We start from the raw sequence: 310 nt of genomic DNA on the forward strand, positions 1-310 counted from the left end.
CTTGAATTTCAAGCAGTTGAAAACAAGGATGCTCTATCGCCCTAAAAAACAAAATAAAACATTATCGAGTTTTGCGTATAAGAAGATAATAGAAAAAGTAGAAAGAAAATGTTTGATGAATGAAGTGGATGTTATTAAAATAGATCCAAAGAATACAAGTAAGATTGGAAAAGAAAAGTATACAAAGATCAAAGGATTGAGTGTACATTATTGTGCAGCCTATGTGATCAATCGAAGAGGCATGGGATTTGTGGATTAAATAAGATAAATAATCAGAACCAGAAGTTTATGATATCTTACTGGATGATAG

At 30.6% G+C, this 310-nt stretch carries 1 protein-coding gene; it reads left to right on the forward strand.

Annotation, left to right across the window (positions count from 1 at the left end; genetic code table 11):
• The coding region (locus LJE08_RS13925; RefSeq protein ID WP_227403571.1) for a hypothetical protein at nucleotides 1-259 on the forward strand (259 nt) is incomplete at its 5' end.
• Nucleotides 260-310 lie beyond the last annotated feature (51 nt).

The sequence above is a fragment of the Holdemanella sp. DFI.5.55 genome (assembly GCF_020593575.1).
GTDB classification, from domain to species: Bacteria; Bacillota_I; Bacilli_A; order Erysipelotrichales; family Erysipelotrichaceae; genus Holdemanella; species Holdemanella hominis.